This is a genomic window from Peribacillus asahii (assembly GCF_003570725.1).
In the GTDB taxonomy this organism is placed as follows: Bacteria; Bacillota; Bacilli; order Bacillales; family DSM-1321; genus Peribacillus; species Peribacillus asahii.
In genome coordinates, this window is record NZ_QWVS01000032.1 from 55713 (window position 1) to 79113 (window position 23401).

A 23401-nucleotide genomic window follows, 5' to 3' on the forward strand; every position below is an offset into this window, starting at 1 on the left:
GTGGATTTTGTGAAAGAAATAGGGAGAATAGCTGATATGTAAGTAGGGTAAAGTGATTATTTTGTAGGTTGTATTGGATGGTTCCATGAAAGAGTGGGGGAGGAATGGAGGCTTTCTCCGTTGCACAAGTGGCAAAGATTTTAATGTTTTCTATCTTTCTTTATGGAGAATCGCATCATAAGTGAATGTGTTTTTTAAGATTAATTGTCATAAATTACACGATAAATAGTTCATTTATGAGGCTTATGAGATGGAAGCGTTATGCAAAGAACCAGACCCATGTTTCAGAGTCTGGTTCTTAAAAATTTATTATTTTCTTATGCAAGTCTCATTTTAAAATCTTGATAGCCAAATTCGCGCACGACGCGACAATCTCCATCTTTACCTTTAACAGCGATGGCTGGTAATGGCATGCCGTTAAATGTTGTGGTCTTTACCATGGAGTAAATCGCCATATCACCAAAAACTAATCTGTCGCCACTTTTTAATGGCTGATCAAAAGAATAGTCACCAATTACATCGCCTGTAAGACAAGTTTGTCCGCCAAGTCGATACGTAAATGGTTTTTCGCCTGCTTCTCCAGATCCGAAAAGAGGAGGACGATATGGCATTTCTAATACATCAGGCATATGACAAGTTGCTGAAGTGTCAAGAATGGCAATCTCAACTCCATTTTTATGGAAATCAAGCACAGATGTAATCAAATAGCCTGCATTGAGCGCAACAGCTTCACCGGGCTCAAGATAGACTTCTAAACCGTACTTCTCCTGCATTTTCTTAATACAAGCTTCTAGTCTTGGAATATCGTAATCTTCTCTTGTAATATGATGGCCGCCGCCAAAGTTAATCCACTCCATTTGTGGCAGCCATTGTCCAAACTTTTCTTCTACTGAATTTAGCGTTGTCTCTAAATCGTCAGAGTTTTGCTGACAAAGAGTGTGAAAGTGAAGTCCTGAAACACCTTCAAGCAAATCAGGACGAAAATCTTCCTGTTTTACACCGAATCTAGAACCTGTTGAACATGGATCATAGATCTCGTGACCAACTTGTGTGGAACATTCAGGATTGATGCGCAAGCCGACTTTTCTGCCAGCTTGAAGAGCTTTATCTTTAAACTTTTCCAACTGTGAGAAGGAGTTAAAGATAATATGATCGCAAATAGATATAATTTCGTCGATTTCATCTTCGCGATAGGCAGGGGCAAAGACATGATTTTCTTTGCCCATTTCCTCGTAACCTAGACGTGCTTCGAATAAACCGCTTGCTGTTGCACCACTTAAATATTTTCCAATGAGGGGATACATTGTTGTCATAGAAAATGCTTTTTGTGCTAAAACAATTTTACATCCTGTGCGTTCCATGACTCCGTTCAGGATTTTTAGGTTTTTTTCTATAAGCTCTTCATCGACTACATAGCATGGTGTTGGTAATTCTTCAAATCGCATCTTAACGAGCTAGCTCCGGTTCTACTGATTTTACTGGCTCAGAATCAACAAGCTCTGGATCAAAGCTTTCTTTCCATGGAAGTCCCCATTTGTTTAATGCATCCATGAATGGATCTGGATCAAATTCTTCAATATTGTACACGCCTGGCTTATTCCATTTTCCAGTCATGATCATTGCCGCACCAATCATTGCAGGAACCCCTGTCGTATAAGACACTGCTTGAGAACCTACTTCTTTATAGCATTCTTCATGGTCACAAACATTGTACACATAATATGTTTTTTCTTTTCCGTCCTTTTTCCCTTTGAAGATACAGCCAATGTTCGTTTTACCTTTAGTGCGTGGTCCTAGTGAAGCAGGATCCGGTAATACAGCTTTCAAGAACTGAAGCGGAATGATTTGTTTTCCTTCGAATTCAATTGGCTCGATAGAAGTCATTCCTACATTTTCAAGGCATTTTAGGTGAGTAAGGTAACTTTGGCCAAATGTCATGAAGAAACGAATACGCTTAAGTCCAGGGATGTTTACCGCAAGAGATTCAAGCTCTTCATGGTATAACAAATACATATCTTTTTCGCCAACTTCAGGGAAGTTATATACGCGTTTGATTTCCATTGGTTTTGTTTCGATCCATTCACCGTTTTCCCAATATCTTCCGTTAGCAGAAACTTCACGGATATTGATTTCAGGATTGAAATTTGTTGCAAATGGGTATCCGTGATCTCCAGCATTGCAGTCAAGAATATCGATATATTCAATCTCGTCAAAGTGATGTTTCAATGCATAAGCAGAAAATACACCTGTAACACCAGGATCGAAGCCGCTTCCTAAAAGAGCTGTAATACCAGCTTTTTCAAAACGTTCGCGATATTCCCACTGCCATTTGTATTCAAATTTCGCCGTATCTTCTGGTTCGTAGTTTGCTGTATCCATATAGTGTGTTTTAGTAGCAAGACAAGCATCCATGATTGTTAAATCTTGATAAGGTAAAGCTAAATTCATCACGATGTCTGGTTTTACTTCTTCAATTAATGCAATTAACTCATCCACGTTATCGGCATCAACTTGTGCAGTTGTAATTTTGGTTTTTCCACCATCTAGTTTTTCTTTTAAAGCATCGCATTTAGATTTTGTACGACTTGCGATACAAATTTCCTCAAATACTTCACTATTTTGAACACATTTGTGAATAGCAACTGAAGCGACTCCACCACAACCAATAATAAGTGCTTTTCCCATTTCTCTTATCTCCTAACCTAAATAGATTTTTCAAAGCAAAAAGCAATTCCATAACAACCTAACTAGCCGTACATCAACTACTTAGTATGTCTTTAGGAATAACCCATTAAGAAATTTTTAAACAATAAAAAAGCAAGTGCAAAACGCATACTCGCGCACAACACTTGCTTTAGATATAATTATCAATATTTAAAAAGCATCAGTATATCCATGACAAAGTCACGTGCATACGTCTACCATAAAAATCCAATATATAGGGTAGAAAGCTCTTTAATATTCAAAATATATCGTAATATGATCAGAGTCTATATAGCAAATAATTACTTTTTCCACTCTTATTGACCGTTTCACAAGTTGATGTGCACATGCACTGGTTGTAAAGTAACCAACTTATAAAATTTGAGCTTTTAACTCAATCAATAAGGCAACTAAAGTTGCCAATCGGCATTTGACCCGGCTGTCCGTATGGCCTTGACTTCTTAAAAGAAGTGGTCAAAAAATTATCTGCTTGGAAAGACTCGAGCTTTTGAATAGTAGCTTTCCAATTAACGCTTCTTTAGATTATCAACATACAATAAAAATATCAATAGGTAAAATAAAAAAAATTACTAACTCCAACTATTGAATTGAATTCTATATTATGTAAGTTTAGTTTTAAATGATACTTTTTTGACAGTATGTAAGCTAAAATTTACAACTTGTTTGTATAAAAATGGTAAAATGAAGAGAGGGACAATATGAGAAAGAGGAGAGAGAATGGATGCGGGAAGTAGATATCTGGGGTCTTATTTTTCAATTAATCGCTTTAGCAGTTCCGGTCATTTTTATCGTAATCCTATCATTATCTTGGCGCTCTTCAAAAAACAGAAAAAAACAATTCAATCATATTGACCACAAGTTAAACTCGATGGAGAAAAAAATTAAGGAATTCATGGGCTATCGAAATTAGGCTGTAATCACTATACTCATATGGATGGCTTTGCCCGAATAAAAGGCAAAGCCTCTTTTTTTACTTTGCTACCCTGCAATCTAGGTACTCACCCGTGTTTACTAAAATGAATACCCTATTGTCAAAACCACATTATTATGGAGGAATGGGCATGGGATACTTTGTGAATGTAGAACCGGGTGTGAATCTATATGTAGAAGATATTAACCCAGGCGGTAACAAAACTATAGTGTTTATACATGGTTGGCCGTTGAGCCATAAACAGTTTGAATATCAGTTTAATGTTCTTCCTGCATTGGGGTACCGCTGTATTGGCATAGACTGGAGGGGCTTTGGCAATTCGGATAAACCAATGAGCGGCTACACTTATAACAGACTGGCAGATGATATCCGCACAGTAATAGGTACCCTTCAATTAGACAATGTTACGCTCGTGGGCCACTCTACGGGTGGAGGAATCGCAATTCGATATATGTCTCGACACAATGGTTACGGAGTATCCAAACTTGTCCTCGTTGACGCTGCAGCTCCGACAGGCTTTTCAACAGAAACGGCTAATAAACTTCTTAAAGAAACGTTAAATGACCGCCCTAAGATGATGCAGGGAGTAACGGATACTTTTTTCTTTCAGTATATAACCAGCTCATTCTCCGGCTGGTTTTTCCAAATGGGATTACAGGCAGCAGGGTGGTCAACCGCGGCAATCATTGTTTTATTAAGAGATGAGAAGCTCCATGAAGATATTCTAAAAATAAGTGCTCCCACTTTAATTATTCACGGTATTCATGACAAAGTTATTCCATTTGCACAAGCTCAAGAACTACATCAAAAAATAGGAAACTCACAGCTTGTACCGTTTCAATATAGCGGCCATGGTCCGTTCTGGGAAGAACGTGACAAGTTTAACCAGCTATTGACCCAATTTATTTAGTTGAAATTAGCGCTAGATTTTTTGTGAAATAGGAACGTACCTAATCGGAGCGAGAAAAAGAAGGTAAGAAATGATTTATCGTTTTAGGTGGGAAGACTCCCACTTTAAGTTTGTGCAGAGCGCAGTCCAAAAAAAGTGGGAGATGAATGGTCCTTTTTGTGTAGAAGGAACCGGTTCTTACGTGTAACGAAAAAGTTCCTTTCTTAACTTTTTTCAAGTAAACTGAGCTTAAATTCTCCTACGTTGCCTTTTTCATAAAGGTTTGTAATGGAAGTTGAATACTGTTGAATGGTCCCTTTAAATTCTCGATTTCTTTCGGGGATTTTTACCTCGAATGCCCCTTCGTATAGTAATGTTGTCACATCATGGTAATCTTCACTTGTCACATCAAACGTAATGGAAATGAGATTGCCATCCTTCGTCTTTTTTTCCTCATACTCGTTCACTGAAATAGAGTAGTCATTTAGAATAATTGTTCTTACCACAATAATCATATCCTTTTTGAAAAAATTGGGTGTTGTATACAAGATTACACTATACATGTCGTTCATACAATCTGCAAAAGTTTCTAACCAATCATATTGGCACTAGAACGTAAGCGTTTGTCTTGATTCTGTTTATTTTTCCGGGATAAAATATGGAAATACTCAAATGTAATAAGGAAGTGTTTCCATTTTGTCGCAATATGATTTCACCAGTGGCCGAATCATGAAGCAGTTGATCAGCTTTTCAGGGCCGATTATGCTGACGAATTTGCTGCAGGTATCCTATCAGTTTATAGATAGTCTTTGGGTAGGCAACCTTTTAGGGGCTAATGCGCTTGGAGCAGTTACTGTGTCTTCGACAGTTGTCTTAACTGTTCTTTCATTTATTCTTGGGATTAATAATGCCACATTGACAATCCTTTCTCAACAAAGGGGGAGGGAAGATAATACAGGGCTTAAAAATTATTTGAATGCCTTCGTCGTTCTGCTTACTTCGTTATCCATTGTACTTGGAATCATCGGATATTTTTTCTCAAAACCGATTTTAGAAATGCTCAATACACCCGCCGAAATGTTGGAAAATGCTACTATTTATTTACAGATTAATTTTCTCGGAATTCTATTTTTGATTGGCTACAATTTTATCGGCACGGTATTAAGAGCATTGGGAGATAGTAAAACACCGCTGAAATTTGTCATGATTGCCGCACTGTTAAATACGGCATTGGACCCTATTTTTATCTCTGTTTTTGACTGGGGAATAAAAGGTGCTGCGTATGCTACGGTATTATCGCAAGGACTCGCTTTCTTGTTAGGAGTTGTCTATACATTACACGGAAAGCTCGTGCCGTTTACATCGCCTTTCGTTCCAAAGAGAGAGGAAGTATTCTTGATTCTTAAACTGGGGATTCCATCTGGACTGCAAATGACGGTAATCTTTGCCGGAGTAACGGCCATCATGACTGTGGTCAACTCGTTTGGCGGAGCAGTAGTTGCTGGATTTGGCGCTGCTCAGAGGATTGATAGTCTCATTCTTTTACCTGCCATGGCGTTAGGAACAGCTGTCAATAGTATGGCTGGGCAAAATATCGGTGCCAACCGTTGGGATCGTGTTCGGGAAATTGCTATCTTTGGTGCGATTTATAATGTGATCATCATGCTGTTGATTGCAGTTCTTGTATTCTTTTTAGCGAAACCGTTAATAGGTTTATTTATTTCCCAAGAGGATGCCGTTAAATTTGGTGCGGATTATTTAAAGATTATTGCCTTTCTCTACCCGTTTATCGGCCTTAATTTTATTTTGAATGGCATTGTGAGAGGGGCAGGGGCGATGTACCAGGTGTTAGTGCTGAATATCCTGTCATTTTGGCTGCTGCGTTACCCTTTATCTTATCTCTTTTCAAATGCCTTTGGTCAAAACGGTATTGCAATCGGTATGGGAGCGGGCTTCATTATTAGCAGTATCTTCGCTTTTGCTTATTTTAAATGGGGGAATTGGAAACATAAAAAATTGTTTTCGTAACAAAAGAGGATACTTGAAGCATAAAGAGATGTTTAATTTGAACATTTCTTTATGCTTTTTCTAATCGAATGGAAAGGGGGATTGACATAAAAATTTTTAAGTATTATTATTATCTCGTATTCAAGATTTTTTAATAAAAGGTAAATTACGGAGGTGGAAAAAGAAAATGTACGGATTTGCCTGATTTGATATGAATGTAAACAACTAAAGTATTACGCGAGCAAATGAGGTCGGATTAGGTAACAGTTGACCTTCATCCGTAGAAGTTAGCTGATTATATATTTAAATCATTAAATCGTGTTGAGGTAGGAAGAAGGATTCAAAAAGGTAAATGAAGGAGTAGGAAGTTAAATTTTTTTATTTAATTATCTCGAATCAGAGATAAAATACAGGGTGATTTTTAGGAGGGTTTTTTGATGATAAGTATTGGATTATTAATCATTCGTTTGGTAGTAGGCATTTTATTCATTGGTCACGGTGCCCAAAAACTATTTGGTTGGTTTGGAGGTTATGGATTAAAAGGTACTGGAGGATGGTTTGAATCCATTGGCATGAAGCCAGGAGTAACAATGGCTCTTTTCGCAGGATTGGCAGAACTTATTGGAGGAATCTTATTTGTTTTAGGATTTTTAACCCCGCTTGCAGGAGTAATCATTGCAGGAACGATGGTAATGGCTATTGTGAAGGTACATGGTCCAAATGGCTTATGGGCAACATCCAATGGATATGAATATAACCTTACTCTGCTTGCAGTGGCTATTGGTATAGCGCTAATAGGTCCTGGGCAATACGCTTTAGATGCATTTTTATTCTGAAATATAGTTAATTAGAGATTATTGAATTAAGGTGGTATTACAAGATTTTAAAGAGTGCAGATTGAACGATTACCGTGTTTATAAGTTCACTAACAGTGTTAAGTGCTTGAAAGCTATTTTGTTGACAATTATATTTTACTTATATACTATGAATTAAAGATAAATTTATTAATAATATATTTATTCATGATATATTTATTCATGATAATTAAAGGAGACGAACAGTAATGAACGTATTAGTTGTAAAAGCAAATAACCGTCCAGCTTCCGAAGCAGTATCAAGTAAAATGTATGAAACTTTTATGAAGAACGTAGAAGGTGTAAATGTAACAACTTATGATGTATTTGCAGAAGATATGCCTTACTTTGGTCAAGATCTATTCAACGCTTTTGGTAAAGTAGAATCAGGCGAAGAAATGACAGATGTAGAACAACGTATTTTAGCTGCTAAACAAAAAGCAATGGATGCTTTAACAGCAGCAGACGTAGTAGTATTCGCGTTCCCATTATGGAACTTAACAATCCCAGCAAAATTACAAACATTTATCGACTATGTGTACCAAGCAGGTTTCACATTCAAATATAACGAAAATGGTCAATTAGTAAGCTTAATGACTGATAAAAAAGCGATTATTTTAAGTGCACGCGGCGGTGTTTACTCAACACCAGAAGCAGCGCCAATGGAAATGGCTGCTACTTATATTAAAAACGTTGTTGGCGGCGTATTCGGTATGGAAATCGTAAATGAAGTCATTATTGAAGGCCATAATGCAGCGTCAGATCAAGCTGAAACGATTATTGCTGAAGGTTTAGAAAAAGTTAAAGCTGTAGCAAAAGAATTATCAGCAGTAACTGCTTAAATTATAAGTTTTCTATCTGGATTTTAAAAAGTATGATGTGAAATAGATTGGCACAATTCTTGTCTGTTTTATATAACGAAGCGAGAGGCTGTCCTAAAGGCCATGAAAATGGCTTTTGGGGCAGCCTTCCCGTTTAGTTGAACAATCTTTTTACCGTCCCAAAAAAGTGGGCTACTGGTCAAAATGGAGGAATCCAGTCAGGGAAATGTCCTTCATCAGAGTCATGAAGCACAAAATTCCAGCAATCCAGCAAATTTTTCTTTTTAATCTGTTATAGAGGCAGGTTTTCTCTCTATTGTTCTTTTGTGTTATCTTAAAAAATATTGAGAGTAAAAAGGATGTGTACAGATTATGGATTTCTCTAATAAAACAGTCGTGATAACAGGAGCGGGAAATGGCATTGGAAAGGGCGTTGCTTTATCTTATGCAGAAAAAAGGGCTAATGTCGTTTTAGCAGATATAGATGAAACAGCAGGTATACAAACCGCTACTAAGATAAAAGAACAGGGCGGAGAAGCACTTTTCGTACAAACAGATGTAAGAATAGAAGCAGATGTCATTCGATTAATGAAGGCAGCTAATCAAACATATGGTCAAATTGATATTTTAATTAATAATGCAGGAAAAGCATTATTCAGGTCTCCTTATGATTTATCGATAGAAGAGTGGGATGATGTGATTCATACAAACTTAAGAAGTGTGTTCTTAGGCTCACGTGAAGCAGCAAAATATATGCGTCATAATAAGGATGGCGGATCGATTGTCAATATTGCCTCTACAAGGGCTGTTATGTCTGAGCCAAATTCCGAATCTTATGCGGCCACAAAAGGTGGAATCGTTGCCGTTACACATGCTCTGGCGGCCTCGTTAGGTGAAGACGGGATTACAGTAAATGCTATTTCTCCAGGTTGGATTGAAACAGGAGATTATGCAAAATTAAGTCAAATCGACCATGAACAGCATCTATCTAAGCGCGTAGGAAAGCCGGATGATATTGCGCGAGCTTGTCTATATTTAACAGCTAAAGAAAATAATTTTGTTACAGGCATTAACCTCGTCGTAGATGGTGGAATGATAAGGAAAATGATTTATGAGGAATAAGAAGTAAAGTGCTTGAATTATACATCCAGAAAGGGCTGAAGGTAAGTGGAGGTAAAAAGAATAACAGTCGATCATGATTTGAAAAAAGCATTTCAGATTAGAAAAGAAGTATTTGTTGAGGAACAAGGTGTGCCGGTGGAGGCAGAATTTGATGAATTTGACACACTAAATGGACAATGTGAACACATTTTAGTTTATTACGAGGAACATTCTGTAGGAACGGGAAGAGTAAGAGTTGTTGATGGCGCAGGGAAATTGGAGAGAATTTGTATTTTAGCTCCGTATCGTAAATTTGGTCTTGGGAAAGTCATTATTAAAGCATTAGAGGACGTAGCGAAGAAAAAGGAGTATCTCGGGTAAAATTGCATGGACAAACACAAGCAGAAGGTTTTTATGAAAAGCTTGGTTATCAGGCGTCATCCGATGTATTCATGGAAGAAGGTATTCCACATGTTTTAATGGTAAAGGAATTATGATGTGAAGAAGTTGAGCGCGATCCTTAATGTGGTAAGGGGGTCGGGTACTCTGAAAAATAAGATTACATAAGAGCTATGATTTGTTCTCTAGGAGCAGGAGGGGGATAAAATGGAGATAGGTATAAGCACGTTTGTAGAGACAACACCAGATGTCAAAACGGGCGAGGTGATCAGTCATGCACAGCGTATACGTGAGGTAGTTGAAGAAATTGTACTAGCCGATGAAGTAGGCTTGGATGTGTTTGGTGTAGGTGAACATCATCGTAAAGATTATGCGGCATCTTCTCCAGCCGTTGTGCTGGCTGCAGCTGCATTGCAGACGAAGCGAATTCGTTTAACAAGTGCGGTTACTGTGCTTTCTTCTGCAGACCCGGTGCGAGTGTTTCAGGATTTTGCAACAGTGGATGCGATTTCAAACGGTCGTGCAGAAATCATGGCAGGCCGGGGTTCTTTTATTGAATCATTTCCGCTGTTTGGCTATGACTTAAACGATTATAATGAGCTGTTTGAAGAGAAGCTGGAGCTATTGTTAAAAATTCGAGAATCTGAAAAAGTGACTTGGAGAGGCGGGCATCGACCAGCGATTCAAAATCTTGGTGTATATCCGCGCCCAGTCCAGAATCCATTGCCAGTCTGGATTGGCAGCGGCGGAAATTCTGAGTCGGTTGTTCGTGCAGGTTTACTAGGATTGCCGCTCGTTCTAGCGATTATTGGCGGCCGTCCGATTCAATTTGAGCCGCTGGTCCGACTTTATAAAAAGGCCGCAGCACGCGCTGGTCATGATGTATCAAAGCTTTCTGTCGCCTCGCATTCACATGGTTTTATTGCGGAGAACACGGAAGTGGCAGCGGACAAATTTTTCCCTTCAACCCAGCAAGCGATGAACGTATTAGGACGAGAGCGTGGATGGGGACCGTATACCCGAGCTACTTTCGATGCTGCTCGCAGCTTGGAAGGCGCCCTGTATGTCGGGGATCCACAGACGGTTGCTGATAAAATTATTTATCTGCGAAAGAATGTAGGTATCACCCGTTTTATGCTGCATGTACCAGTTGGCACAATGCCTCATGAAGATGTCATGAGAGCGATTGAGCTGCTAGGTAAAGAAGTGGCACCTAAAGTTCGCGAAGAGGTATCAAGATGGGAAAAAGAGAGCGAAGGGAAGGAATAAGTTTATTTTATAAATCCTAGTTTGTTTCATTTAAAATGGCCTCAGTGCTATATAGCTGGGGTCATTTTATTGCCTAAAAACAGGAAGTGGGTCGAAAAGACCATTTTCCATTTTTAAGTGAATATGGTGAAATTTCTAAAAAATATCATTGACATTCTATTTTTATGTGATAAATTAAGTTTATAAGTTTAGTTGGTATTGAACCTGCTCAAGTGTATCGCTAAAATAGGGTTAATTGAGTAGGACAAAGTTAAATACATAGAAGATGCTGACTGGTTAACCGGAGGCTCAGATGATAAACGATAGTCGTTGTCACCTGAGCCTTTTTTGCTTAAACAAGTCGGCGGCCACTAGTAATCTAAGCTAACTAATTAGCAGGATTACTATAACCATAAACATACTATTCTTATGTGTTTAATTATAAAAGGGTGGGGTGAGCTCATTGACAGGTACTGAGAAAATTAGATTTGAACGTGTCACAAAAACTTTTACGGTTCGTGATACGAAACAAAAGGGTGTAATGCAAGAATTTACTGCAGTAAAGGATTTAAGTTTTACGGTAAAAGAAGGCGAGTTTTTAACATTAGTAGGTCCAAGTGGTTGCGGCAAATCAACTTTGCTTGATTTACTAGGCGGCTTATCAATGCCGACACGCGGACGCATTTTAATTGATGGTGAAAAAATTACAGGCCCAGGGCTCGATCGCGGTATTGTCTTTCAGCAATATGCCCTATTTCCATGGAAGACAGCACGAGGCAATATTGAATTTGGCTTAGAGGCAAAGGGTGTTCCAAAGCAGGAACGAAGAGAACGGGCTGAGCATTTTCTTGCTTTAGTTGGACTCAGTCACTTTGCGGACCGTTATCCACATGAACTATCCGGGGGAATGAAGCAGCGTGTAGCAATTGCTAGAAGTCTAGCTTTTAATCCAGATGTCTTACTGATGGATGAACCCTTTGCTGCACTTGATGCCCAAACGCGCGAATCCCTGCAAAGTGAACTTTTGCGTATTTGGGAGAAAACGAAGAAAACGATTATTTTTATTACACATGGTATCGATGAGGCAGTCTATTTAGGTGAACGTGTCGTCGTGTTGACACCGGGGCCTGGTACGGTGAAAACGATTGTGGATATTCCGCTTAAGTCACGCTTAGAGGATGCGGATATTCGCTCCCATTCTGATTTTGTGAAAGCGCGTCATGAAGTTTGGAGTTTACTGCATGAACATGAATACCAAGGTGCTCATATTTAACTAGAATAGAGAGGAGTCATACTTATGGAGACAATAAAATCTATACAGTCAGCTGTAGAGCCGAGAAAACCAAAACTATTTGTGTTTTCCAGCCTGCAAAAGGTTTTCAAACAGTCTATTGTATTAGTGGCATTATTTTTACTATGGGAAATCGCACCACGAATTGGCTTAGTAGATCAGGCGTTCTTTCCGAAGTTTTCTAGTGTGGTAGTTTCTTGGTGGAATATGGTTATATCAGGTGAGCTTTTCGCTCATTTTATGGCGAGTATCACTCGTTCAGTGAGTGGATTTGCGTTAGCGTTGCTAATTGCTATTCCGTTAGGATTAATGATTGGTTGGTATCCATTAGCAAGAGAACTATTAAATCCAGTGTTAGAATTGTTCCGCAATACAGCAGCATTAGCTTTGCTGCCGGTATTTATGTTACTGCTAGGGATTGGTGAAACGTCCAAAGTTGCCATTGTATTATTTGCCTGCACATGGCCGGTTCTCTTAAACACTATTGCTGCTGTAGGAAATGTAGATCCATTATTGATTAAATCGGCACGTTCGATGAATATTTCTTCTTATCAACTATTTCTTAAGGTGATTTTACCGGCATCCGTTCCAACTATTTTTACAGGGATTCGTATGGCAGGAACAGGAGCGATTTTAGTGTTAATCGCAGCAGAAATGGTAGGAGCAAAAGAAGGTTTAGGTTATTTAATTACGTATTCACAATACAATTTCCAGATTCCTGAAATGTACGCAGGTATTTTAACGATTGCTTTGTTAGGTTTACTTATCAATCAAGGCTTAAGCATGCTTGAGCGTAAATTCTCAAAATGGAAGCAGCCAGTAAATTCATAATATGAGTGATTCGATTATTTTTTTATACTAATTATAACTAAAACAATAAGAAAAATAGGGGTTGGTAATATGGCAAAAAAACAAATGAAATTAGGTGCATTTTTCCACTTGCCTGGACATCATGTAGCGAGCTGGCGTTATCCTTCAACCGCATCAAATCGTATATTCGACCTAGATTATTTAACGGAATTAGCGCAAATAGCAGAGCGTGGAAAATTCGATATGATTTTCTTTGCGGATGTATTTGGTAAAACGCCTTCAGAAAGGCTAGCCACTGAGGTCTTAAAACTGGATCCACTTATTATTCTTTCAGCACTTGCAGCAGTGACAAAAAATATTGGTTTAACGGCAACGTTAACAACAACTTATAATGAACCGTTTCAAGTAGCGCGTAAATTTAGTGCCATTGATCATCTGTCAAAAGGGCGGGCAGCTTGGAATGTAGTGACATCTGGAAATGAAAAGGAGTCACTATTGTTCGGGAAAGAAAAGCATCTAGAGCATGCACAGCGTTATGAAAGAGCAGAGGAATTTGTAGAGGTTGTCAAGAAGTTATGGTTTTCAATTGAAGAAGAGGTACTTGTCATCGATAAGGAGAAAGGGAAGTTCTTAGACTTAGAGAAGGTTCATCCAGTCAATCATGAGGGCGAATGGTTCAAAGTGCAAGGAACGCTGGATTCACCATCGACACCGCAAGGCCATCCAGTGATTGTACAGGCAGGCTCTTCAGAAGCAGGAAAGGAACTTGCAGCAAAAACAGCTGAGGTTATTTTCACAGCCTGGCAGACACTTGAAGAAGCACAAGCTTTCTATCGTGATGTGAAGGGACGCCTTGCAAAATATGGCCGTAAACCTGAAGATTTAAAAATTATGCCGGGTGTTTTCATTACAGTAGCGAAAACAGAGGAAGAAGCGATTGCTAAACGAAAGGAATTAAATAGCTACATCTCACCTGAGATCGGTCTTGAATACTTATCTAATTTCTTTGGTGTAGATTTAACAGGATACGATGCAGAGGCACCACTTCCTGAAAGTGTAGAGTTTGACGATAAGACGAATCCACAAATTCGATATACTATTATTCGCACTCTTGCGGAACGTAAAAATTTAAAAACATTACGGGAAGTATACGAGCATATTGCGGGAGGACGCGGTCATCGAGAAATTGTTGGTACGCCGGCACAAATTGCTGATCAATTAGAGGAATGGTTCTTAAATGAAGGAGCGGATGGCTTTAATGTGATGTCACCAACTTTCCCAGATGGCCTTCATGATATTGTGGAACTGGTCATCCCAGAATTACAGAGACGCGGTTTATTCCGTACAGAATATGAAAGTAATACACTGCGTGGAAATTTAGGACTTTCGGTACCTGTAAGTCCGTCTAAAAAGCAGATACAAAGAGCTGGAAAATAGATCAGAATTTACTGTTGAAAGAATATGAGACTTAGGGTGAAGCGAGGAGAGCAATTATGAAAAAATTAGCATCACTTATTTTAGCAACCGGTGTAATCGGCAGTATTTTAACAGGCTGTTCAGATAATAAGACAGCTGCTGATTCTAAAGAAGATACAGTACTGCAATATCAAGGGTCGCCAGGTATCGTGGGCTTTCCTGAGCTAGCAGAGGATCTAGGTTATTTAGGAGATTTGAAGTTAGATTATATAGGTGATAGCGCCGGCGGACCGGAAAGCATTCAATTAACGTCGACAAAACAAATAGATTTTGGGGCCGCATTTAATGGAGCGATTATTAAATCTTATTCCAAAAATGTAAAATTGAAGTCCGTCGTTGGTTCTTATGGCAGTGATGAAAATACGTATATGGGTGCTTATGTACTGGAGGGCAGTCCGGTTAAATCGGCGAAAGATTTAATTGGTAAAAAAGTGGGTGTGAATATTTTAGGGGCTCATGCGGAGTTTGTTATCAAAGATTATTTACGTCAAGGCGGCTTAACTGAGAAAGAAATTGAACAAGTAACATTAGTAACCATTCCGATGTCGAATGCAGAACAAGCCCTGCGAAATAAACAACTAGATGCAGCTGTATTGGGTGGTACTGCAAGTATTGCAAGAGATCGAGCTTTAGAAGCGGGAGGGATCGTAGAATTATTTAAAGATATCGAGGTGTTTGGCTCAGAGTTTACGGCAGGTGATTATTTCTTTACAGAGCAGTATATCAAGGATAACCCGAATACTGTAAAGCAATTTACGGAAGGGGTTGCCAAGGCTATTGAATGGGCACAAACAACACCTAGGGAAGAAGTTATTGCACGCTTTGAAAAAATTATCAATGAGCGCGGGCGAAAGGAAACAACCGATAATCTTAAGTATTGGAAGAGTACAGGAATTGCCGAAACAGGCGGTGTCATTACACCATCTGAGTATGATGTTTGGATTGAGTGGCTTGTCAGAAATGGTGAACTAAAAGAAGGTCAAGTGAAGGCGGAAGATTTATATACAAACGAATATAACCCGTTTGCTAAATAATTTTTTTGTGAAATCCCGATTAAATAAATATGATAAATAGGAGATGTTTGTATGGCGAAAAAACAAATGAAATTAGGAGCGTTTTTCAATTTACCTGGACATCATGTCGCAAGCTGGCGTTACCCTTCTTCAGGAGCGAACCGTACATTGGATTTAGATTATTTAATTGAATTAGCCCAAACGGCTGAGCGCGGCAAATTCGATATGGTGTTTTTTGCGGATGTATTTGGTCAATCTCTTTTAGAAAATTCATCATCGGGATTGAAGCTTGATCCAGTCATTATTATTTCGGCACTTGCAGCCGTTACGAAAAATATTGGGTTAACTGCTACATTAACAACTACATATAACGAACCGTTTCATGTGGCACGTAAATTTGGTGCTATTGATCATCTATCAAAAGGTCGAGCGGCTTGGAATGTAGTCACTTCAGCAAATGACAGTGAATCACTCCTTTTTGGTAAAGAAAAGCATTTACAGCACGCGCTCCGCTATGAACGTGCAGAGGAATTTGTAGATGTTGTCAAAAAGCTATGGTTTTCGATTGAAGACGAGGCACTTGTGATCGATAAAGAACAAGGTCGATATTTAGATATAGAGAAGGTGCACCCAGTTAATCATGAGGGAGAATGGTTTAAGGTACAAGGGACGCTGGATTCACCATCGACACCGCAAGGTCATCCAGTCATTGTGCAGGCTGGGTCTTCTGAAGCCGGAAAAGAACTGGCGGCAAAAACAGCGGAAGTTATTTTTACAGCGTGGCAAACACTTGAAGAGGCCCAAGCCTTCTATCGTGATGTAAAAGGACGTCTAGCTAAATATGGCCGCAAGCATGAGGATTTAAAAATTATGCCTGGTGTATTTATTACAGTGGCTAAAACAGAGGAAGAGGCACTTGCCAAACAGAGAGAGTTGAATAGCTACATTTTACCAGAAGTAGGTCTAGCTTATTTATCGAACTTCATCAATATTGATTTATCAGGATATGATGTCGATGCGCCGCTACCGGATTTTAGTACGATTGAAGATGAAACAAATCCGCGCATCCGCTATAACATTATTCGTGATATTGCAAAACGAGAAAATTTACAAACAATCCGTGAAGTTTATGAACGTATTGCAGGGGCGCGGGGTCACCGGGAAATCGTTGGAACACCTGAACAGATTGCAGATCAATTAGAAGAGTGGTTCTTAAATGAAGGAGCAGATGGCTTTAACATTATGCCGCCAACTTTCCCGGATGGCTTAAACGATATTGTTGAACTCGTAATCCCGGAACTGCAGCGTCGAGGTTTATTCCGTACCGAATACGAGAGCAATACGTTACGCGGGAATTTAGGACTTTCAGTACCTGTACATTCATCTAAAAAAACGGCACAAATAACTGGTAAATAAAGGAGAGGATATAAATGACTAAAGCAGTGATTATTAATGGAGGCAATACAAAGAAGTCTCGTTTAACAGCTATTCAACAAAAGGTGGAAAGATTTTTTGAGCAAGAGGAAATCGACTTCCATTCAATCTATGTACATGAACTGCCAGCCACGGATTTAATTACAGCAAACTTTGCAAGCGAGGACATTCAACGCGCTAATCAGCAAGTAGCAGAAGCAGAAATTGTTGTCATTTTAACGCCTATTTATAAAGCTTCTTTTACAGGTATTTTAAAGACATATTTAGATTTATTGCCACAAAAAGCATTAGAGGGAAAAATCGTTGTACCTTTAGCAGTAGGTGGCTCGTTTGGTCATCTTTTAGCTATTGAATATGCATTAAAGCCAGTATTATCGGTACTAGGGGCAACTGAAATTTTAAATCCGGTCTATGTTATTGACCAGCAAATTGAACGTTTGGCAACAGGCGGTTTCCGTGTTGAGGATGAAGCAGAGCAGCGCCTAACAGCAGAATTACAAAAGCTGCTTACTGTAAAGGTTAGTAGATTAGTTTAAGTAACTAGTATAAAAATGACGTGTATCATTGTACACGTCATTTTTACTTTCATTTAATAACTAAAGTAAGATACGAGTGCGGATCTCCTAGATAGTAACGTTATATGGGAGGTCCGCACCGTTTTTAGATCCCGCTTAGATGATTCAAAAACTTTTTAAGAAATCGTTTCTTCTTTTACATTCAGTACTTGCAGTACTTGTTGTAATGAATTTGTTTCTTCATCGTTTAGAGGAATGATTGGTAGGCGAACGCCGCCGACAGATATTCCTTTTAGATTTAATGCTGCTTTTACCGGTGATGGGTTTGGCGCAGCAAATAGTGCTTTTATAATTGGGAGAAGTTTGCGGTGAGCTAGAGCAGCTTCTTGAAGCTTCCCATTTTTGAAATTTTCAATCATCGCTTGCATTTCATTACCGATAATGTGAGAAGCAACTGAGATTACTCCCGTGCCGCCAATCGATAATACAGGTAATGTTAAACCATCATCCCCGCTGTACAATGAAAAATCTTCAGGTGTTTGGCTGATAATTGCAGTCATCGCATCTAAGTTGCCGCTTGCATCTTTAATGGAAACGATATTTGGAATCTGTGCAAGGCGAACGACAGTCTCAACAGAAATATTGACAACGCTGCGTCCTGGTATATTATACAGCATCACCGGTAATGATGTTGACTCAGCAATTGCTTTAAAGTGTTGATATAATCCCTCTTGAGAAGGTTTATTGTAGTATGGAGCAACAAGCATAATTCCATCGACCCCTGCTTGTTCTGCAAGCTTTGTTAAATCGATAGAGGCTTTAGTGTTATAAGAGCCAGTACCAGCAATAACAGGAATTCTTCCATTCACAACTTCAACAACAAATTTGAATAATTCGACTTTTTCTTCCGTCGTTAACGTAGGGGATTCTCCAGTTGTACCAGCAACTACTAAACCGTCTGTACCATTGTCAATTAAATAATTGATTAAGTTTCTTGCAGTATTAAAATCAATCTCACCATTGTGATCAAATGGGGTTACCATTGCAGTTAAAATTTGTCCGAAATTCATTACTTCTCCACGTCCTTTAATGTTTTTTATATAGAGGGAGAAGGGCGATTAACGATAAACGCGAAAAAGCAACAACGGGGCTTCGTTGCTGCAGTAGAAACAATATGTAACAAAAATTATTTCCATGCGTAAGATAGCCCTCCATATAGTTTCCTATATGACAGTTCTGTATTTATTCAATAACAGAACCAGTTTCAAGAAATATGAGATTCTTTCCACTTCGGCAAATTCCCCTTTTCGCAATCGTCATTGGATCTCATCATCCTCCTAATGCGTACTTATGGTCTTTGCTCCTCTATCCTTACTTCAAAAAAATATTGAAATAAGTAAATATTTAATTATGTTAGATGATACCAGTTCTTTTGCTAGATTGCAATGGAAAGTTAACCTCTGTCCCTTTTACTTTTTGAAAAATCTAGACCAACTAGTTTGAACGTATGACTATTGGTGTAATCTCAATTGCAGAATTTTGTGAAAATATAACCGAATAATGGTACTATTATATAGTAACAATGAACTATTGTTCAAGTATAAAAGATAGGAGTGGTTACAGAATGTATAGTACCCTTGAGAAGCATGTAGGCAGGCGATTAATACGTCCAAATGATGTGCGCTATGATGAAGTGAGAAAGGTTTGGAATGCTGTAATTGATAGAAAACCAGCCGCAATAGTAGTTTGTGAGTCAGAAGATGATGTGATTGCAGCTGTACAGTTTGCGAAGGAAAATGAATTATCTATTTCGATTCGCGGTGGAGGACACCATCTAGCCGGTCTTGCTGTTTGTGATGGTGGGGTAATGATTGACTTATCACATATGAGAAAGGTAACAGTAGATGAAAAGAGACAAGTGGCTGTTGTAGAAGGTGGAGCTACTCTTGGAGATATAGATCTTGAAACTCAAAAGTATGGACTGGCAGTTCCTACTGGAACGGTTTCCGAAACAGGTGTTGCAGGGTTAGCTCTAAATGGTGGTATTGGTTATTTAAGAGGGAAGTATGGGTTAACTTGTGACAATCTTGTTAGTGCAAGAGTCGTAACAGCAGACGGTGTTGTATTGGAAGTTAATGAAAAGAATCATCAAGATTTATTTTGGGCAATTCGCGGAGGCGGCGGAAATTTTGGGGTCGTTACTAGATTTGAGTTTGCCTTGCATGCCGTAGGTCCAGAAGTGTTGGCTTTGGATGTGATGTACGATTTTAAGGATGCAAAAGACATCTTAAACAAAGTTCAACAATTTTTGGTTCAAGCTCCCGATGAAGCAGTTTCTCTTAATCTAACAGCTACTGTGCTGCCACCCGCCCCATTTTTACCTGAATTTTTACATCATAAAAAGGTAATCATGCTTTTAGGAATCTATGCGGGTGACGCGAAAGAAGGCCAAACAGTCATTCAACCGCTTCGCGAGTTAGCAGAACCAATCATTGATCAAACAGGAGTAGTACCATTTGTAGAGTTCCAAAAGAAGCTAGACCCAATGGTGCCAAAAACCGTACCTGTTTATGGAACCTCTCTTTTCTTTGATGAATTGGATGATACAGTCATTGAGCAGCTCCTCTATAAAATAGACAATGCACCAGCTCCAACCATACTCGTTCAGCTGTGGGCACTTGGCGGGCAAATGAATCGAGTACCTGTTCATGCAACGCCATTTGCTATCCGAAATGCAAAGTTTGTCTTGCTGGTTGATGTAATAGCTATGGCTGGAGACGATGCTGTATGTAAACAATGGATAGATTCCGTATATGGAGGAATGCGCCCGTTTTCCTACAAAAATGCCTCATATCTTAATGGAATCGGTGTAAGTGACGATGTAACGACTAATGCATTTCAAGAAAACTACGAGCGCTTAGTAGCGGTAAAGAAAACGTACGATCCAAGTAATAGATTCCGTCATAACCATAACATTAATCCACAAGGATAATCTATTGGCGGTTAAGTATGTTCTGGGGAGAGTAACCTGACCGAGCAGAAGAAATCATTGAAACTAGTTTAGAAAAGGTTGCAGGAAACTTCTAACTGAATATTGTGTAGCAAACCAGCATAGTCATTTGTGCTGGTTTTATATTGTGGTTAAAAGTTTCTTCAATGTGAAAACATTAAGCGGACCAAAAAATTTATATCATAGAGTGCATCTAAAGATAAAGAACTAGAACCAGTTAAAGTGTTAATTTCCATTATGTATGGAGAGAAAAGTTTAAGGGAACAGTTTTTCAAATAAAAACATTCCATTTTTTGTAAAAATGGTATATAGTCTTATAATAGTTTAAATGAAATGTAAAGCGGGGGAATAGTTAAGATTGCTCAAGGAGTCGCGAAGTGCCTAAAACTAGGGCTTGAGATGGAGGTAGCTGCTTATTAATACGGCACGTGGGGAAAGATTTAGGATTTACTGGTAACTATAGAAGTAACGTGCTATAACAAGCTAGTCTACTAAAGGGATGGATGATTGAGATGAAAAAGGATGTTTGACAAATTAAATAGTATTCTAGGGAGATTTTTACCCATTATGATACCTTCAAGTTTATTAATTGGTATTTTTATTGGGGATTCTATGCAAGAAGTTAAATTTCTTATACCTTGGATATTTGCTGTAATGACTTTCTCTGGGAGTCTCGGGTCTAATTTTAAACAATTAACAATGGCTCTTCATAATCCATTTCCAATCATATTAGTAATGACGATCTTACATGTGATTATGCCAGGTATTGCTTGGGGAATCGGTCATCTTTTATTTGCTGGCGATTTTGACACAATGACTGGATTAATTCTGTCTGTTGTTATTCCAACTGGAATTACTAGTTTCATATGGGTGGTTATGTATAAAGGAAATGTCCCAGTTGCTCTTTCTATCATATTATTAGACACACTTCTGTCACCGGTTATTGTACCACTTAGTTTATCGATTTTTACAGTACAGCAGGTAGAAATAGATACGTATAAATTAATGACGGATTTAATTCTTATGATTGTTATTCCTTCTGTAGTGGCTATGTGTCTGAACCATATGACTAAGGGGAGAATACAGCCTATATTAGGACCGAAATTAGCCGTTTTTACAAAATTGGGGATTGCTGCGATTGTTGTGATTAATGGCGGTATTGTATCGCATTATTTTAGAGAAATGAATGGGAGAATTGTCTTTATTGCAGGTACCGTTGTTATCATTGCTATTACAGGATATTTCTTGAGCTGGACTACTGCTAGGGCATTTAAGTGGAATAGAGATGTAGCCGTATCTGTAGCTTTTACAGGTGGAATGAGAAATATTAGTGCGGGAACCGTAATAGCCAGTACGTATTTTCCTCCTAAAGTAGTTTTACCTGTTGTTTTAGGAATGCTATTTCAACAAGTTTTAGCTTCTTTATGTGGAAAATTAATAGCGTCCTATGATAAAAAACAAGCTAAAGTATCGGACAGTAATTATTCGGAAGTTGTGGGATGACTGTTTTTAGTTAATAAAAATGGATAGTAATAAATACAAAAGGCTTCGCTATTTGCGAAGCCTTTTGTCGCTATTTGCGAAGCCTTTTGTACGTACAGTTCTGTAAGAAGTCGGGGGTTCATCACTTCTAACCTTTACTTCCCATCCACTACTTCTTTTAAAATCTCATAAGACCGTTTTTGTTTGTCAGGATCATAAATATACGATACAGCCATCATTTCATCGACGTTATACTTCTCTTGAAAACTCGTCAACTGTTTTCGAATCGAATCTTTATTTCCTAACAGAGTCACACTGGACATGGATGTAGCCATTGCTTCCTCAGGTTGACTCCAAATGTGGTCCATATTTTCTACAGGCGGTTGTAATGGTGTTTGAGAGCCGCGCACAACATTTAGGAAAAACTGCTGCATGGTGGTTGATTCGAATTTAGCTTCTTCGTCGCTTTCAGCGGCAATCACATTTAAGCAGACAATCATATAGGGAGAATCTAAGTATTGAGATGGCTGGAATCGGTTGCGATAAATAGAAATTGCCTCCTCCATATACCTCGGTGCAAAGTGAGAAGCAAATACATACGGCAAGCCTAATTGAGCTGCTAAATAAGCAGAGTCGGTTGAAGAGCCGAGAATATAAATCGGAATATTCGTACCAACACCAGGATAAGCTTTTACATAACTTTGAAGCTCTTCAGGTCCGAAATACGTAAGCAACGCCTGAACATCGTTCGGAAACGTATAGACAGAATCCTTTTAAGCTCGTCTTAGTGCATTTGCGGTCATCATATCTGTGCCTGGAGCTCGACCAAGACCTAAGTCCAAACGATTTGGATAGATGGTTGCCATCGTTCCGAATTGTTCGGCTACGACTAAAGGGGAGTGGTTAGGCAGCATAATTCCGCCAGAACCAACACGTATATGTTCTGTATGTTCTAAAGTGTGTTTAATCAAAATAGAGGTCGCTGAGCTCACTAATGTTGACGTGTTATGATGCTCAGCAATCCAATATCGTGTATAGCCCATCTTCTCAGTCGCTTGCGCCAAATCGACCATTGCCTCGATAGCTTCTTTCGCATTTTGTCCTTCACGAATCGGAGCTAAGTTTAAGACTGATACGGGTATTTGTATATTTGACATGTAGATGTATCCTTTCTTAATGAAGTGTCACTACTATAGTAACAATTGGAATGCGGGAAACAAACTTAAATGCTTGGGTAGAAAAATAAATGCAGGAATAAGTGCTCTAAGGGTTATTGTTCTCTTTTTAACGTAAAGGATGTATTAGCTCTTACCTGGCACTATTAACCTGTTTTTGATGAGCCTGATTTCTTAAAGGGAAGAGAGTCCTTTAAATGTAGTAAAAAATATTAAGAAAG

General features: G+C 38.7%; 19 protein-coding genes, 2 pseudogenes and 1 riboswitch. Of the genes and pseudogenes, 16 read left to right on the top strand and 5 right to left on the bottom strand.

Translation table 11 applies throughout. From position 1 onward, the window contains the following. Positions 1-317: 317 nt before the first annotated feature. Together nspC and D1953_RS15265 are read right to left on the bottom strand one after the other, a co-directional pair. Positions 318-1445 (bottom strand): carboxynorspermidine decarboxylase, encoded by a 1128-nt coding sequence (nspC, locus tag D1953_RS15260; protein ID WP_119118042.1) that lies wholly within the window; start codon positions 1443-1445, stop codon positions 318-320. A 1-nt stretch (position 1446) separates the two neighbouring features. Next, the gene (locus D1953_RS15265; protein ID WP_119118043.1) at positions 1447-2685 is read right to left on the bottom strand and encodes a saccharopine dehydrogenase family protein; all 1239 of its coding nucleotides are present in this window, start codon (positions 2683-2685) and stop codon (positions 1447-1449) included. Positions 2686-3445: 760 nt separating this feature from the next. Between D1953_RS15265 and D1953_RS15270 the strand changes: the two genes are divergently transcribed. Next, complete coding sequence (locus D1953_RS15270; protein WP_119118044.1) at positions 3446-3634, top strand: hypothetical protein; 189 nt, start codon at positions 3446-3448, stop codon at positions 3632-3634. Positions 3635-3785: 151 nt separating this feature from the next. Then, complete coding sequence (locus tag D1953_RS15275) at positions 3786-4565, top strand: alpha/beta fold hydrolase (protein ID WP_119118045.1); 780 nt, start codon at positions 3786-3788, stop codon at positions 4563-4565. Positions 4566-4768: 203 nt separating this feature from the next. Here D1953_RS15275 and D1953_RS15280 read toward each other — a convergent pair whose 3' ends face one another. Then, positions 4769-5050 carry a DUF3219 family protein gene (locus D1953_RS15280; protein WP_182480633.1) on the bottom strand — a complete coding sequence of 94 codons (282 nt, stop codon included), beginning with the start codon at positions 5048-5050 and terminating at the stop codon, positions 4769-4771. Positions 5051-5273: 223 nt separating this feature from the next. On the opposite strand from D1953_RS15280, the gene D1953_RS15285 reads away from it, so the two are divergent. The 12 genes and pseudogenes from D1953_RS15285 (at position 5274) to ssuE (ending at position 17534) form a co-directional block, all read left to right on the top strand. Continuing rightward, on the top strand, positions 5274-6572 hold the full coding sequence (locus D1953_RS15285; protein ID WP_245980172.1) for an MATE family efflux transporter: 1299 nt from the start codon (positions 5274-5276) through the stop codon (positions 6570-6572). Between the two features lie 416 nt (positions 6573-6988). Further along, positions 6989-7387: a DoxX family protein gene (locus D1953_RS15290; RefSeq protein ID WP_119118047.1), complete on the top strand. Its 399-nt coding sequence runs from the start codon at positions 6989-6991 to the stop codon at positions 7385-7387. A gap of 227 nt (positions 7388-7614) precedes the next feature. After that, on the top strand, positions 7615-8247 hold the full coding sequence (locus D1953_RS15295) for an FMN-dependent NADH-azoreductase (RefSeq protein WP_119118048.1): 633 nt from the start codon (positions 7615-7617) through the stop codon (positions 8245-8247). A gap of 351 nt (positions 8248-8598) precedes the next feature. Continuing rightward, positions 8599-9348, top strand: coding sequence for a glucose 1-dehydrogenase (locus D1953_RS15300; protein ID WP_119118049.1), 750 nt, complete (start codon positions 8599-8601; stop codon positions 9346-9348). Positions 9349-9393: 45 nt separating this feature from the next. Beyond that, positions 9394-9824 (top strand): annotated as a pseudogene (locus D1953_RS15305) (GNAT family N-acetyltransferase). Positions 9825-9933: 109 nt separating this feature from the next. Further along, complete coding sequence (locus D1953_RS15310) at positions 9934-10995, top strand: LLM class flavin-dependent oxidoreductase (RefSeq protein WP_119118050.1); 1062 nt, start codon at positions 9934-9936, stop codon at positions 10993-10995. A 442-nt stretch (positions 10996-11437) separates the two neighbouring features. Then, the gene (locus tag D1953_RS15315) at positions 11438-12247 is read left to right on the top strand and encodes an ABC transporter ATP-binding protein (protein ID WP_119118051.1); all 810 of its coding nucleotides are present in this window, start codon (positions 11438-11440) and stop codon (positions 12245-12247) included. Positions 12248-12271: 24 nt separating this feature from the next. Beyond that, positions 12272-13096 carry an ABC transporter permease gene (locus tag D1953_RS15320; protein WP_119118052.1) on the top strand — a complete coding sequence of 275 codons (825 nt, stop codon included), beginning with the start codon at positions 12272-12274 and terminating at the stop codon, positions 13094-13096. A 69-nt stretch (positions 13097-13165) separates the two neighbouring features. Further along, positions 13166-14512, top strand: coding sequence for an LLM class flavin-dependent oxidoreductase (locus D1953_RS15325; protein WP_119118053.1), 1347 nt, complete (start codon positions 13166-13168; stop codon positions 14510-14512). Between the two features lie 56 nt (positions 14513-14568). After that, positions 14569-15585, top strand: a complete 1017-nt coding sequence (locus D1953_RS15330) for an ABC transporter substrate-binding protein (protein WP_119118054.1) — start codon at positions 14569-14571, stop codon at positions 15583-15585. A gap of 51 nt (positions 15586-15636) precedes the next feature. Next, on the top strand, positions 15637-16980 hold the full coding sequence (locus tag D1953_RS15335) for an LLM class flavin-dependent oxidoreductase (protein ID WP_119118055.1): 1344 nt from the start codon (positions 15637-15639) through the stop codon (positions 16978-16980). A 14-nt stretch (positions 16981-16994) separates the two neighbouring features. Further along, positions 16995-17534 (top strand): NADPH-dependent FMN reductase, encoded by a 540-nt coding sequence (ssuE, locus tag D1953_RS15340; protein ID WP_119118056.1) that lies wholly within the window; start codon positions 16995-16997, stop codon positions 17532-17534. Positions 17535-17689: 155 nt separating this feature from the next. Here the strand turns inward: ssuE and dapA are convergent, their stop codons facing one another. After that, entirely contained in the window at positions 17690-18583 is an 894-nt protein-coding gene (gene dapA, locus D1953_RS15345) for a 4-hydroxy-tetrahydrodipicolinate synthase (protein WP_119118057.1), read from the bottom strand. A gap of 126 nt (positions 18584-18709) precedes the next feature. Further along, a riboswitch (Lysine riboswitch) is annotated at positions 18710-18889 on the bottom strand. A 248-nt stretch (positions 18890-19137) separates the two neighbouring features. Here dapA and D1953_RS15350 point away from each other — a divergent pair. Further along, positions 19138-20505, top strand: a complete 1368-nt coding sequence (locus D1953_RS15350) for an FAD-binding oxidoreductase (RefSeq protein ID WP_119118058.1) — start codon at positions 19138-19140, stop codon at positions 20503-20505. Positions 20506-21090: 585 nt separating this feature from the next. After that, a complete protein-coding gene (locus tag D1953_RS15355) occupies positions 21091-22026 on the top strand; it encodes a bile acid:sodium symporter family protein (protein WP_245980175.1) in 936 nt (311 codons plus the stop codon). A 134-nt stretch (positions 22027-22160) separates the two neighbouring features. Here the strand turns inward: D1953_RS15355 and D1953_RS15360 are convergent. Beyond that, a pseudogene (locus tag D1953_RS15360) lies at positions 22161-23162 on the bottom strand (LLM class flavin-dependent oxidoreductase). Between the last annotated feature and the right edge of the window lie 239 nt (positions 23163-23401).

Excerpts from the sequence above, each read along its gene's own strand:
- nspC (WP_119118042.1), bottom strand. The coding sequence starts at position 1,445 with ATGCGATTTGAAGAATTACCAACACCATGCTATGTAGTCGATGAAGAG.
- D1953_RS15265 (WP_119118043.1), bottom strand. The coding sequence starts at position 2,685 with ATGGGAAAAGCACTTATTATTGGTTGTGGTGGAGTCGCTTCAGTTGCT.
- D1953_RS15270 (WP_119118044.1), top strand. The coding sequence starts at position 3,446 with ATGCGGGAAGTAGATATCTGGGGTCTTATTTTTCAATTAATCGCTTTA.
- D1953_RS15275 (WP_119118045.1), top strand. The coding sequence starts at position 3,786 with ATGGGATACTTTGTGAATGTAGAACCGGGTGTGAATCTATATGTAGAA.
- D1953_RS15285 (WP_245980172.1), top strand. The coding sequence starts at position 5,274 with ATGAAGCAGTTGATCAGCTTTTCAGGGCCGATTATGCTGACGAATTTG.
- D1953_RS15290 (WP_119118047.1), top strand. The coding sequence starts at position 6,989 with ATGATAAGTATTGGATTATTAATCATTCGTTTGGTAGTAGGCATTTTA.
- D1953_RS15295 (WP_119118048.1), top strand. The coding sequence starts at position 7,615 with ATGAACGTATTAGTTGTAAAAGCAAATAACCGTCCAGCTTCCGAAGCA.
- D1953_RS15300 (WP_119118049.1), top strand. The coding sequence starts at position 8,599 with ATGGATTTCTCTAATAAAACAGTCGTGATAACAGGAGCGGGAAATGGC.
- D1953_RS15310 (WP_119118050.1), top strand. The coding sequence starts at position 9,934 with ATGGAGATAGGTATAAGCACGTTTGTAGAGACAACACCAGATGTCAAA.
- D1953_RS15320 (WP_119118052.1), top strand. The coding sequence starts at position 12,272 with ATGGAGACAATAAAATCTATACAGTCAGCTGTAGAGCCGAGAAAACCA.
- D1953_RS15325 (WP_119118053.1), top strand. The coding sequence starts at position 13,166 with ATGGCAAAAAAACAAATGAAATTAGGTGCATTTTTCCACTTGCCTGGA.
- D1953_RS15330 (WP_119118054.1), top strand. The coding sequence starts at position 14,569 with ATGAAAAAATTAGCATCACTTATTTTAGCAACCGGTGTAATCGGCAGT.
- D1953_RS15335 (WP_119118055.1), top strand. The coding sequence starts at position 15,637 with ATGGCGAAAAAACAAATGAAATTAGGAGCGTTTTTCAATTTACCTGGA.
- ssuE (WP_119118056.1), top strand. The coding sequence starts at position 16,995 with ATGACTAAAGCAGTGATTATTAATGGAGGCAATACAAAGAAGTCTCGT.
- dapA (WP_119118057.1), bottom strand. The coding sequence starts at position 18,583 with ATGAATTTCGGACAAATTTTAACTGCAATGGTAACCCCATTTGATCAC.
- D1953_RS15350 (WP_119118058.1), top strand. The coding sequence starts at position 19,138 with ATGTATAGTACCCTTGAGAAGCATGTAGGCAGGCGATTAATACGTCCA.
- D1953_RS15355 (WP_245980175.1), top strand. The coding sequence starts at position 21,091 with ATGATACCTTCAAGTTTATTAATTGGTATTTTTATTGGGGATTCTATG.